The organism is Metabacillus sp. B2-18 (assembly GCF_021117275.1).
Taxonomy (GTDB): Bacteria; Bacillota; Bacilli; order Bacillales; family Bacillaceae; genus Metabacillus.
On the sequence record NZ_CP088245.1, the window covers coordinates 4364389 to 4376742 of the forward strand.

The following is a 12354-nucleotide window of genomic DNA, read 5'->3' on the forward strand; positions in this document are numbered from 1 at the left end:
AATTCCTAAAAAAGGAAAAAAAGTCGGCTCTTTTTAAACTCACATGAATAATCTTTAAAATCGTCAGATTTTCAGTGGCCTCCCTCGATACAACCTAGTTTTTTCAGAATTCTTATTTGGTCTTCGTCCTCAACACCTTCAGCAATCACCTGTAATCCTAGTGCCTTTGCCATCGAAATAATGGTTGAGACAACCTCTGAATTTCCCACACATTGATCAACAAACATCTTATCAATCTTCAACCGGTCCACTTCTAGCTTGTACAAGTAACTAAGTGAACTATATCCAGTTCCAAAGTCATCTATGCTTATTTCAATGCCCATATTACGTAATTGTTGAAGTCGACTATTTACCTCAACCTCATATTTCATCACAATTCTCTCTGTTATTTCAAACTCCAAAAAAGTGCCGTCTAATTTGTTTTCAACAAGTGTATGAGAAACAAAATTTATAAAACCATCATGTAGTAACGTAGGTAAAGATATATTAATAGAGGTTTGATGAATTCTTTTCCCTTTCTTCTTCCAGTTTGAAAGTATGCCACATACCTCTTTAATCATATTCTTTTCCAGCCGATCAATTTCCCCAATTTCCTCAGCCAAAGGGATAAATATATTTGGAGCAATCATACCCTGAGTACAGTGGTTCCATCTAGCAAGTGATTCTGCTCCAATTAACTCTCCATTGACCATATTATATTTCGGCTGTAGATAAACTGATATTTGATTATGATCGATTGCATAGCGTAGCTCATTTTCAATGGCAATGTTTTTAAATTTATTTTCCAACATACTTTCTGAAAAAAACGAATATCCATTTGATCCATTTTCTTTTGTATGGTACATAGCAATATCCGCGTACTTCATTAACTCCGTAATATTAGTTGAATGATGTGGATGCGTGGAGATACCAACACTTGCAGTTGATATCACGTCTACTCCTTCAACATTCAATGGCTTTCTAAAGCAATCAACAAGTTCCTCTAAATATCCGTCTTGAGTTTCTGTCAAAGGAATCATAATGAGAAACTCGTCTCCTCCAAGCCTTCCGACAACACCTTTTTTCCCTGTAACGTGTTTAAGCTTGAGAGCAATTTCTTTTAATAAAGAATCACCGAAGCTATGTCCAAAGCTATCATTTATTCGTTTAAAACGATCAAAATCCAATAATAAAATATGAAACTCTTCACCGTTTGCTGCCCATAGGTTTAATATCTCCATTAGCTTTCTTCTATTGTATAGACCTGTTAGCTCATCGTAAAAAGCCAGCTTATGAATCATTTGTTTTGCCTTTTTTTCCTCAGTAATATCCTTGGCAATCCCGTAATACCCGATTGTTTCATTATTAATAACGATCCTCATTGTTGTAATCTTAATATCAACTGCTCGTTGATCTTTTGTCACGATGACCGTTTCAACATCTTCAATGCTACCTGATTTTACTTTCTTGATAATTGCTTGTTTATCTAAATTAGGTTGTAAAAGTGAAAAAAGCTCTTTCCCAATTAATTCTTCTCGACTGTACCCTACCAACTTTAATGTTTCTTTATTTACATCCATTATTTTCCCTTTTAAATCAACAGAAAAAACAGCATTCGGGTTATGGCTGAAAAGAGATTTATATTTAACTGTCGTCGTTGACAACATTCGATCTGAAATAATATCCGGGAGTATCATTAATAAAGTGTTCGAGAGCATTGGATATAAATATGGAAGTAAATAGGTATAGCCTTTGTATTCATACTGTAAAACACCTTTGAAATCAAGCAGTGATGTTAATAGCAGATAAGGGATTCCACTTATTGAGATCCCACATAAAATAGCACCAATATTCAACCAACTCTTCTTAACCACTTCTTCATCTTCATTTGTTATCTGCCTTAAAAACTTCATAAGTTTAAAAATACAAGTAACTATGATTAGACAAGAGATGCTAAACGAAACGGGCTTAAAGTAGATTAACTCACGAAATGTCCACCAATAACCAATTGTTGTAATTCCAATAAACATCATGGAAACGACAATACTTGAAATAATATACTTCCACCATTTGAATTCCTTAGCCTTTGCCATATATAACGTAAAATAGGCACCAAGAAAACATAGTAAAAATACGAGTAGTAATAATATGTAATTTGTCTCAGCGACAATCGGTACATCCAGCGATAAGCATGCATACGTATAGATTGACCAAAAACCAAGACCAACTACAAAAGAAAAAAGAAGTAACTTCTTCTTCATTTCTTTTTTATCTGTTACTCGCTTAATTTTTGTACTATATTCAAACCCCAGCTTACACGTCAAAATAGCCAATATAGCAACGACTGAAATATCAAAAATATGAAAATAAAAAAATAAATTCATGTCAATTCCCCTAAAAACCGTTATGTTAAACATTCTAGATATCCTTCTTGATCTATTACTGACATAAAACAAAACAAACTAAGTTAGTCACCATCTAGTTTTAAAAGAATCTTCCACTCTTTTTATCGACATCTTTGTGCTAATAATGAAGGAAAATTCAAGAAAAATTGAGTTTTGTGGTGCCTGTCACTTCCCGAATTTTGTCGACACTTCAAATTAACCTTTAAGGTTCCTTTAAGGTTCCTTTAAGGTTCTTCCGTAATAATAGAGCCCTAGAAAATACAACCTTAGATATAGTCATTATTTGCTAATGCATAAAGGAGAACTACATATGAAGATTACAATTCGAAAGAAATTAATGTCCGGCTTTTTACTACTCGCTATTCTAATCGGGATGGTGAGTGCGCTATCTTACTATCAGATTCATAATATCAACAACTCTTATTCGCAATTAGTTGAGCAGCAAACTACTAATTTAACAAGCATTAAAGATATACAACTCTACGCATCTCGCTCCATTGCGAGCTTGAAAGATATGCAATCTGAAGGAACAGAAAATATGGAGTTTCTTGAAAATTCTCTTGATCAGATAACCGAACAGATAAACAGCATTGAAGCAGATATACAAGATGAAGAAGCCAAGGAACTTTTAACTACTATCACTTCCTTAAAGGAACAAATTATAGAACAGGTTCAAGAAGAGCAAGCAAACAAACTTGTTGGAGAAGAGATTATTCCATTAGCGATACAAATCGAAGAAGCAGCAAATAGAATCGTTGAAATACAAACAAAAGAGATGAAAACTGAAACAAAGGCAAATACGAAAATGGTATCTTCTGTTAAAAACATGATGCTAGTATGGAGCCTCATTTCTCTGATTCTAGCCATCTTAATCGGCATGTTCATGTCCGGCATGATTACTCGCCCTATTTCTTTATTAGTAGAAGGAGCTAAAAGAATTGCTTCAGGTGACTTAACACAAGAAGACATAAGTGTAAAAAATAGCGATGAAATCAGTGAGTTGGCAAATTCCTTTAATATCATGAAGCAAAATCTTCAACAACTAATTGATGAGGTACGCTTGAACGCACACCAGGTTTCGGTAACTTCTGAAGAGTTATCTGCAAGTGCCGATGCAACGAATCTGGCAACACAACACATTACTCTTGGGATGCAAGAGGTTGCAGCAGGCGCTGAAAAACAAGTTAGCACAGTTATTCAATCAGTTGAAAGTGCTGAAAAAATTACAAAAGGAATGAATAAAGTAACTGAATCCATTCAGTCTGTAGCGAATTTAACTATTGTGGCAAATGAAAAAGCAACACTGGGTAACGATGTAGTTAATAAAACAATTAATCAAATGAGATTGGTGCAGGATTCTGCAATGGAGTCTGCTGAAGTTGTTCATACACTAAGTAATAAGTCTAAGGAAATTGGCCATATAATCGAATTAATAACCAAGGTTGCAAGTCAAACCGACTTACTTGCTTTAAATGCTGCAATCGAAGCAGCTCGTGCGGGTGAACAAGGAAAAGGATTTGCTGTCGTTGCCGATGAGGTTCGAAAGTTGGCTGTGCAATCCGCAGATGCAGCAGGTCAAATTCGTCAACTCATAGAAGAAATACAAGAAGAATCCGAAAAAGCGGTAAGATCTATGAATAATGGAACAGATGTTGTAAATGAAGGGTTAAAGCTAGTAAGTCAAACCGGTGACTCATTCAAAAACATTCTTGGAGCGATCCAACAGGTAGCAGCTGAATCACATGAAGTGGCTGCTATTGTAAATCAAATTCACTCAAATACACAAATAGTTACAGAAGGAATGAAAGAAGCCAGAGATATAGTCGAACAATCCTCAGTAAGTATCCAAAACGTTGCTGCCTCTACTGAGGAACAAAACGCCACAATGGAAGAAGTCTCTTCATCAGCTGAAGGATTAAGTGAAATGGCACAAAATTTAAATAAAGTGATTAAGAAGTTTAAAGCATAAATATTAAAGAGATCATCTCTCTACTGACGATGATCTCTTTTTACTCTTAAAATTCGTATTACAACACTTTTTGCTTCTTCTTAATCTCTTTATGATTCATGCCGCGGTTTTTCATTTCCCATTTCACTAAAGATAGGAATTTTTTAATTTCAATCACTCTATTCAGATCATAAAAAGATCCTCTACTCTTATGTACTTTTAATTGTTTTTTATATTTTAAATAAATACAAGATAATTCGTTATTATTAATTGAACTTAGTTCTGGTCCCATCCACTTCACCCTATAGAAAAAATTCCTTTCTCATTATGAGCGAAGAATGGTGTTAATTCAAGAGATTTATTTTTTATTTTAAAACCTTTATGAAATGAGCTTTTATGAGTAATGAAAAGGTAAAGGGCAATGACCTCGCAACGGTTTATCACCCTTTACCTTTTCCTAGTCTAAGAAACCATTTCAATATGATTTGTCTTCGTATCCACAACAATACCATGAACTGCGATTGATTTTGGAATAAGGGGATGCATTTGAACCAGATTCATATTTTTCTTAATGATCGTTTCCATATTGTTCTCCCCTGTTAACCACTCGTATTGTCAAAACTTCTATAAGAAATAGGTTATAAAATATCTCCATAGAGGGCTTTATAGGCAAAAAAATTGCCACCCCCTAAATTCTTTGGATAATTGAGGTTACCACACACCCAACAACCAAGAATGGAAGTGACAATTTGTACCCTCAAATTATAACCTATTTATTAACTTTTATAAACTATCAAGAACAACTCATTCGAACATTGCTTACTTTATTGATTGGTAAAAGCATGTTCGATAAACCTACTGAACAGCCCGTAAATAAACCTTATCGAAAACTTCAAGTGGATGACCTTCCGGTCATTGAAGTTCTAGAACAGCTTGATTATCGAGTTCTTCTTAGTGAATATCTAGAGAAGAACGGGAAAGCTCTCAAACCTGTTCAAAGGCGTAAGAATGCAAAAGTTTCCGTACCTAAAGCCATGAACTGTCCAAAGTGTGGTGCTCCATCGGATTATCTTTATGCCAACAATGGAGATAAAGGTCAGTATCAATGCAAGGTGTGTACAGAACTTTTCAGTGAAAAGAACCGTTACTCTAAGGAGGCCATCCTGAAGTGTCCTCATTGTTCCAAGACTCTCGAGAAAATAAAAGAAAGAAAAGATTTTCACGTGTTTAAGTGCAAGAACAATGACTGTTCTTATTATCAAAAGAAGCTCAATGGGATGACTTCAAAAGAAAAGAAAAGGTTCAAAAAGGACCCTCAAGCATTTAAATTGAGATACATTTTCCGTCAGTTTTATATCGATTTCCAGCCGTTATCTAAGGAATCACCAGAACTGCCGGCCGTGGACTTATCAAAGATTTATGCATCCCCACATACATTAGGATTGATCCTAACCTATCATGTAAACTATGGCCTTTCGGCCCGTAAAACAGCTGCGATTATGCAGGACGTACACGGAGTGATGATTTCACATCAGACTGTATTGAACTACGAAAATAGCGTAGCTTTATTACTTAAACCTTATGTGGATCACTATCCCTATGAACTTTCAGACCAATTCTGCGGTGATGAAACGTATATCAGAGTAAACGGTCGATGGCATTATTTATTTTTCTTTTTTGACGCCGTGAAAAAGATTATTCTTTCGTATCCGGTGTCGCCTAATCGAGACACAGCAACAGCCATTCGAGCAATTGATGAGGTCTTAATCAAGATGAAAGAGATTCCAGAAAATCTGACCTTTGTGGTAGACGGGAATCCAATCTATCTTTTAGCCCAACATTTCTTCGCTCAACATGAGATTTTATTCGATGTGAAGCAGGTCATTGGATTAACCAATGAGGACCCTGTTTCAACCGAATATAGACCAATGAAACAAATAATTGAGAGACTTAACCGCACCTTTAAGGGCAATTATCGCTCCACTCATGGATTCGGCTCTGAACATGGTTCCATTTCATACGTCACCTTATTTACGGCCTACTTTAACTTTTTGCGTCCGCATGCCGCCTTAGAAGGAAAAGTGCCCGTAGTGAATCCAGAACTCAAGGGGCTTCCAACAATGCCAGCACGTTGGACAAAGCTCATTGGATTAGCACAACAATGGATAGTAGAACAAAGACAAGCCTAACTTTTTGTTTAGCTGAGCCCTTAAGCTAATTCAGCAATCGGCGGAGCGAACTCTTGACAAACCGAACTTGCCAATGGTTTAAAATGGAAACAACCAAGGGCTTATTTGGTATGCCTTCTTTTGTTCCCTTCGCCCTTGTTAAACAATCCACAAACCATTGGCGTGTTTGTCAAGAGAGATTGCGGCGCATCTCCATCCAGTAAATAGGAGAGAAGCTAACCCTTTAGGTAGTTTTCATAAATCTTTTGACACTACCTTCGTCATTCCAATAAAAAAACCGACAACTTAAGAAGTAATGGTATGACCCATTTCATCTTAAATTTGCCGGTTTACTTTCAACTAAGCTACAAGCTTTTTTGGTTGTCTCCCTCTATTTATTTCTCAAACGTTTCCTCAAGATTGCGATTTAGCTTAAACAGCATCACTCGTTCACCTGTTACTGTGCTAATATCTGTGTGGAAGCTTCTTATTTTTTCTCCAGTAATAGTAAAAATGATTTCTCCTAATGTTTCAATTCCTGACTCCACTAAATCGGAACGGGTTCTCTTAATCGATTGCATTCCTTCCTTTGTTTTACAAAGGATGAGCTCGGCCGGTGCCAACACTCCTCTTAAATTCACAATAATCATGTCCCGTAAGATATCTGTTTTCACAGAAACGGAACCACGTCCTAGAAAATCCTTTTCCCACTGTGTTAACGCCTTACTTATTTCAGACTCGATTATTCCCTTTGACTTCATGTTCCCACCTTCTCCCTAATAAAAAAATCGGTATACTTCCTAACATCGTCATCTTGTTAAGAAATATACCGATTTATCTTCACCTCGTATCTAAATTAATTATCTTCGTCTTTTTCAGATTATCAATAAAACGTATTAATAATGTGCTAAAAACTATTTATCATTTAGATCAAGTAAAATCTATCGGTTATTAAATTTAATCTAAATTTACCGATTCTTATTTGGAATGTCAACATTTATTTTAAAAACTGATTTTAAATTAATACTCCACTAACGATTACATGCTTAGCCTCCTTTTATTTTCAGTCCTTTTCTTCATTTTTTTTTAAAGCAAATCTGTATTTTTCCCCTTTTTCAATTTGAGTCACTTGAGAGTCATGTACTGTAATTTGAACAGTACCATATTCCATACTTTCCAAGAAGCTGACAATTTTATCGATTACCTCTTTATCAATTTTATTTTTTGTAGACAACAAGATCCTCTCCATTCAGTAAACTAAATCCACCCACCAAAAACCAAGTAATTCGATGTGTTTTATCTATTTTTTTTATAATATATTATGTTTCTTTCATTAAATCAACTACATTTTTGGAAGGATTTTCACTAAATTTTTTCACACTTTCTAAGAATAAGTTTTATTATAAGACGAGTCCGTTTTTAATCATACCGAACTATTTTGAAAAAGATTTAGCTTACTCCACCTCAACTAAAACTACTTTTTCTTAAAAAGGAAAAGGCTTCCAAATCTTAATAATCAAAGGATGAATATTAAGAATAGAAGCCTTTGTTAACGAGTCATCATCAAAACATCTATAGCTAGAAAAACTTTTTTCTCTGAAATTACTGTTTCGAGAGCCTACAGTTTACTAGTCAGCTTTTTATGAATTGATTTCTGCTTGATTGACATTTTTATAAATTCTTATTTTAGAAATTGTATAGAAAATAGCTACCACCCAGACAAGGGCAATCCCAACATAGATATAAGGATAAAAACCTGTATTTTCAACCCAGGAATTTAGTAGTGTTCTGGAGTTCACAAGAATAATAAATCCGCCAACTAAAACGCCCATTAATTGTGCATGAACTTTTTGGACTAACCATGCCGCAATCGGAGCAGCGATAATACCACCAATCATTAGAGCACCTACCCATAGCCAGTTAACCTCTTCCCACCCAAGAGAAATTAGAAATCCTAGTGTAGCAGATACTGCAATTGCAAACTCACTTGTATCAACCGTTCCCACAACTTTACGTGGACTCATTCCTTTTTTTGATAATAAGACAGGCGTCGCAATAGGACCCCAGCCACCTCCACCCGTTGCGTCGGCAAAACCTGCGATTAAGCCTAAAGGAATGGATTGTTTTCGACTAAGCTCAATACCCTTTTTCTCTTCTGTTTGACGAAACTTAAATAGAAATCGGATAAGAACATAAACCCCTAACAAAAGAAGAAATAAAGAGATATAAGGTTTTGCTAGATCACCAGGTAAATTACTTAAGAAGGTAGCACCTAAAAAAGCGCCAATCGAACCTGGAATAATCAGTCGATACACCGTCTGCTTATCCACATTACCAAACTTGATATGTGATGCCCCGGAGGCTGCTGTTGTCACAACTTCAGCCAGATGAACAGATGCTGAAGCAACTGCTGGTGCAATCCCGAATGTTAGTAAAAGCGTTGTGGATGTGACACCATAGGCCATTCCTAAGGCACCATCAATCAATTGTGCAAGAAAACCAATAATTGCGAAAACAAGTAACTTTTTCATCAATAAACACCTCTTTCATGATAAAAAATGATAATAAAAAAGGCATAACTCCTCTACATGAAACAGCAGAATAAGAGTTATGCCTTCGGTGGTCCGATCGGCTTTTTTATTTCATTTTTTGATTAAGCTGATTATAATTCATATTATTCCTACCCGTCAACTAGTAATTAAAATCTTTTTGTCATTTTTTTATCTCAAACAAATATGCTGCTGTAACTATAGCACCGCTATTTGTTCATATGTCATAAGAAGATGAAAGGAGCTTTTGAGAGAACATGTAGTGCAGATGTTATTCGTACTATCATTTGGTGAAAGTGCTATGCTGACAGTCTTCATCGCAGCATGTAAACAATCGAGCGAGTGTATCCAAATACACTCCTTTTTATGTTCAATTAAGGTTTATTTACTCATTTCATTTGATCATTTCCATCTTATATTTGACGATTCCAAATATTTATCCGCTAAATCCCAACTTACATAAAAAAAGCCACTCTTCCACTCGAAGAACAGCTTCCCATTAATTCGGTTCAACATGTATATGAACATCATGCACACCATATTCAATAGTCATCATTTTTTCAACCATTGTCGCAATATCATGAGCCTTTGTGATATTTAATGAAGAATTTACAAGAATCACAACATCAATCACTTCATTGTTTCCGTAATTTCTCCCCTTAATTTGCTTAATACCCTTAACACCATCTACCTTTAAAATAACTTCCTGATACAAGCGTAATTTATCTTGATCAAATCCGTCTGAAAGTTCATGTGAAGATTGCCTGAAAATGTCCCAGGCTGTTTTACATATTATTATGCCAACAATAATGGCAGTGACTGTGTCTAACCACGGCATATTGAGTTGAGAACCAATGATTCCAATGGCCGCCCCGATACTAACCCAGGCATCTGATAAATTGTCCTTTGCTGCAGCCATCACAGCACTACTCTTAATGTTTTCAGCTAATTTTTTGTTATAACGATACACAAAATACATCACGAGTGCAGAAAACACCCCTACATATGCAGCAATAATACCTGGTGATTCTTTTTCCCCATCAAATATTGATACAATTCCATCAAACAATACTTGCAATCCTACTGCCATCATAATAAAGGAAGCCAGCAGCGATGCAATTGTCTCACTTTTCCAGTGCCCATAACCATGATCCTCATCAGGAGGTCGTTGTGAAAGCTTTAGACCAATGAGTACAGCAATGGATGCAATTACATCCGTTGAATTGTTTAATCCATCTGCTTTCAGTGCATCCGAGTTACTTATGTAGCCAACAACAAGCTTTAAAAGTGATAAACATATATATGCAACGATGCTAATAATAGCACCACGTTCGCCAAGTTTTAGGTTCCGATACTTTTCTTCTTCCATCACAAACCTCCTTATCGCCTTTCATATCATAGCAACAACAAGTCGGGTGGGTCTAGAGCAACCTTTTTGCATGCTTTTATATAAATATGAAGGGTGAAAGAATGTTGAGTGGAGGAAATTTAGGTGGATTGAGAAAACACTATTTTAAGGTTGAATGAAGGTTCGTCTACCATATTAAATCTTGTAAATCAAAAATTTTAAAATAAAAATTAGCAAGGTACTTATTAGAGTGTATACCTAATAAGTACCTTGCTAAGAATTACATAGCTAATCTTAGTCATTTATTTCTTTTATCTTGTGATGGCCGCTTCCCCCACCATCCCTTACTCCTAAAAAATAAAGCAATACTAATGCCTATCCCAAACATAACAACAAGGGCTAATCCATAACCAAAATTCCATGTTAATTCAGGCATATTTTCAAAATTCATTCCATATAAACCAGCAATGAATGTCATGGGAATAAAAATAACACTAACTAATGTTAGAGTTTTCATAATAGAATTCATATGATCGGATTTAAGAGACATTTGTAAATCAAAGATACCTGTTAAAGTTTCAATAAATGTATCAAATGCACTGACAACTCGTTCAAAATTTTTGCCTAGAGTCTTTAGGTATATCGCTGAATCTTCATTAATATATTTGGAATCTGATTCTCCAATATCGTTTATAACAGACTCTTGAGCTTCAACAACTTGTCTTAAAGAATGAATTTTCCCTTTCCAATTATACACTTCATGACCTATTTCATTAGCAAACGGATATTTGAAAACAGATTTTTCAAGCTCCTGTATTTCATCTGCAATAGCATCAACTGCTTGCAGGTAATACTCACTAACATGGTCTAATATATGATACAGGATGTGCCCTGGACTGCTCATGTGCTGCGGATGGTCTTGAAAATCCTCTAGTATAGTAGAAAAAAATTGCAAGTCATTTTCTTCTTCATGGGTTATGACATAATTACCTCCTAATAAGATACTAATTCTAACATTAGAGTAATCTTCTTTTATAATGAATGTTGAAATATATGTGTGATAGCTATATACATCCATTCTTGGTGAATCACTGAAAGTAGCAATAGCTTCTGCTGCAAGAGTATGTATATTTAATGATTCAATGATTTTTTTTAACTCACCTTTAGTAGAAGGAGTAATATGAACCCACAGTGTATCATCATTTTTCTCAGGGATAAAAAATTCATTTACTATTTCACTTGTATGATTTTTATTGCAATAATATAATAAATCGGGTTCATCCTTACTCCTAGTTGTTTTCATGAGTGTGGATCCTTTCTCAAAAAAGTTTTAACCGATTTCAACTCAACGCTCTTTCCTTACTAGTATGATGGATTATTTTGTTTTTTATTTACGAAAGTAAAGATCTCATCATTGTTGTAGTTATTAAAAAAGAGAGACGTCCTCCATTAGCTAAGAACCTCTCTCCAGAATTGGTAATTTCTTAATGAAACATCCAAATTTAAACGATGTAATCTTTTTAAAGCAGTTAATGTTCTAACTACCTCTCTTAATATGCTTTCAGTTGTATGTTCTTCGTTATTTTTTATTCGATATTTGGCAAACAAAACCAACTGATTTTTTCCCACTCTTTCAATTTTTCTCATTCTAGTATGAGTTGATAAAAATACGATAAACTCCTCAATGATCTCTAATTCCCTTTCGTTATAACCTTTTTCAAATGAATTAATTAATCGTATGTACTGTTTATATAGCGATTCATAGCGCGAAGAGTTTATTGTAATCGTGTCTATATTAATAGTCATCGTGCTCATATGCCCTCCCATCGTTTACTCCTCATCTGAGTATCACGTACTTTTCAAGTAGTCTTCATTAAGCTTCCTACCAAAATTTACTATATATGACAAACCTTAAATTAACCTTAAGTTTTTTACAGAAACCTGTATAATTTTGAGT

At 35.0% G+C, this 12354-nt stretch carries 11 protein-coding genes; 2 read left to right on the forward strand and 9 right to left on the reverse strand.

The genetic code is table 11. The annotated features are described in order from the left end of the window. Positions 1 to 71: 71 nt before the first annotated feature. Positions 72 to 2363 (reverse strand): sensor domain-containing protein, encoded by a 2292-nt coding sequence (locus LPC09_RS22040; RefSeq protein ID WP_231308297.1) that lies wholly within the window; start codon positions 2361 to 2363, stop codon positions 72 to 74. A 331-nt stretch (positions 2364 to 2694) separates the two neighbouring features. On the opposite strand from LPC09_RS22040, the gene LPC09_RS22045 reads away from it, so the two are divergent. Further along, complete coding sequence (locus LPC09_RS22045; RefSeq protein WP_231308298.1) at positions 2695 to 4353, forward strand: methyl-accepting chemotaxis protein; 1659 nt, start codon at positions 2695 to 2697, stop codon at positions 4351 to 4353. 58 nt (positions 4354 to 4411) lie between these two features. On the opposite strand, the gene LPC09_RS22050 is transcribed toward LPC09_RS22045, so the two are convergent. Together LPC09_RS22050 and LPC09_RS27425 are read right to left on the reverse strand one after the other, a co-directional pair. Further along, positions 4412 to 4624 (reverse strand): hypothetical protein, encoded by a 213-nt coding sequence (locus LPC09_RS22050; protein WP_098797148.1) that lies wholly within the window; start codon positions 4622 to 4624, stop codon positions 4412 to 4414. Between the two features lie 170 nt (positions 4625 to 4794). Continuing rightward, on the reverse strand, positions 4795 to 4917 hold the full coding sequence (locus tag LPC09_RS27425; protein WP_269217402.1) for a carbonic anhydrase: 123 nt from the start codon (positions 4915 to 4917) through the stop codon (positions 4795 to 4797). A 164-nt stretch (positions 4918 to 5081) separates the two neighbouring features. On the opposite strand from LPC09_RS27425, the gene LPC09_RS22055 reads away from it, so the two are divergent. Then, positions 5082 to 6521 (forward strand): DDE-type integrase/transposase/recombinase, encoded by a 1440-nt coding sequence (locus LPC09_RS22055; protein WP_098795475.1) that lies wholly within the window; start codon positions 5082 to 5084, stop codon positions 6519 to 6521. 374 nt (positions 6522 to 6895) lie between these two features. Here the strand turns inward: LPC09_RS22055 and LPC09_RS22060 are convergent, their stop codons facing one another. The 6 genes from LPC09_RS22060 to LPC09_RS22085 form a co-directional block, all read right to left on the reverse strand. Next, the gene (locus LPC09_RS22060) at positions 6896 to 7261 is read right to left on the reverse strand and encodes a Na-translocating system protein MpsC family protein (RefSeq protein ID WP_098797145.1); all 366 of its coding nucleotides are present in this window, start codon (positions 7259 to 7261) and stop codon (positions 6896 to 6898) included. A 302-nt stretch (positions 7262 to 7563) separates the two neighbouring features. After that, positions 7564 to 7734 carry a YezD family protein gene (locus LPC09_RS22065; RefSeq protein ID WP_098797144.1) on the reverse strand — a complete coding sequence of 57 codons (171 nt, stop codon included), beginning with the start codon at positions 7732 to 7734 and terminating at the stop codon, positions 7564 to 7566. Positions 7735 to 8140: 406 nt separating this feature from the next. Beyond that, positions 8141 to 9031, reverse strand: coding sequence for a sulfite exporter TauE/SafE family protein (locus LPC09_RS22070; RefSeq protein WP_098797143.1), 891 nt, complete (start codon positions 9029 to 9031; stop codon positions 8141 to 8143). 517 nt (positions 9032 to 9548) lie between these two features. Beyond that, a complete protein-coding gene (locus LPC09_RS22075) occupies positions 9549 to 10418 on the reverse strand; it encodes a cation diffusion facilitator family transporter (protein WP_231308299.1) in 870 nt (289 codons plus the stop codon). A gap of 277 nt (positions 10419 to 10695) precedes the next feature. Then, a complete protein-coding gene (corA, locus tag LPC09_RS22080) occupies positions 10696 to 11700 on the reverse strand; it encodes a magnesium/cobalt transporter CorA (RefSeq protein ID WP_231308300.1) in 1005 nt (334 codons plus the stop codon). A 146-nt stretch (positions 11701 to 11846) separates the two neighbouring features. Next, positions 11847 to 12203: a hypothetical protein gene (locus tag LPC09_RS22085; protein WP_231308302.1), complete on the reverse strand. Its 357-nt coding sequence runs from the start codon at positions 12201 to 12203 to the stop codon at positions 11847 to 11849. Positions 12204 to 12354 lie beyond the last annotated feature (151 nt).

What these genes read in the sequence shown, in the direction of transcription:
- LPC09_RS22040 (WP_231308297.1), bottom strand. Translation starts at nt 2,363, where the DNA reads ATGAATTTATTTTTTTATTTTCATATTTTTGATATTTCAGTCGTTGCT.
- LPC09_RS22045 (WP_231308298.1), top strand. Translation starts at nt 2,695, where the DNA reads ATGAAGATTACAATTCGAAAGAAATTAATGTCCGGCTTTTTACTACTC.
- LPC09_RS22050 (WP_098797148.1), bottom strand. Translation starts at nt 4,624, where the DNA reads ATGGGACCAGAACTAAGTTCAATTAATAATAACGAATTATCTTGTATT.
- LPC09_RS27425 (WP_269217402.1), bottom strand. Translation starts at nt 4,917, where the DNA reads ATGGAAACGATCATTAAGAAAAATATGAATCTGGTTCAAATGCATCCC.
- LPC09_RS22060 (WP_098797145.1), bottom strand. Translation starts at nt 7,261, where the DNA reads ATGAAGTCAAAGGGAATAATCGAGTCTGAAATAAGTAAGGCGTTAACA.
- LPC09_RS22070 (WP_098797143.1), bottom strand. Translation starts at nt 9,031, where the DNA reads ATGAAAAAGTTACTTGTTTTCGCAATTATTGGTTTTCTTGCACAATTG.
- LPC09_RS22075 (WP_231308299.1), bottom strand. Translation starts at nt 10,418, where the DNA reads ATGGAAGAAGAAAAGTATCGGAACCTAAAACTTGGCGAACGTGGTGCT.
- corA (WP_231308300.1), bottom strand. Translation starts at nt 11,700, where the DNA reads ATGAAAACAACTAGGAGTAAGGATGAACCCGATTTATTATATTATTGC.
- LPC09_RS22085 (WP_231308302.1), bottom strand. Translation starts at nt 12,203, where the DNA reads ATGACTATTAATATAGACACGATTACAATAAACTCTTCGCGCTATGAA.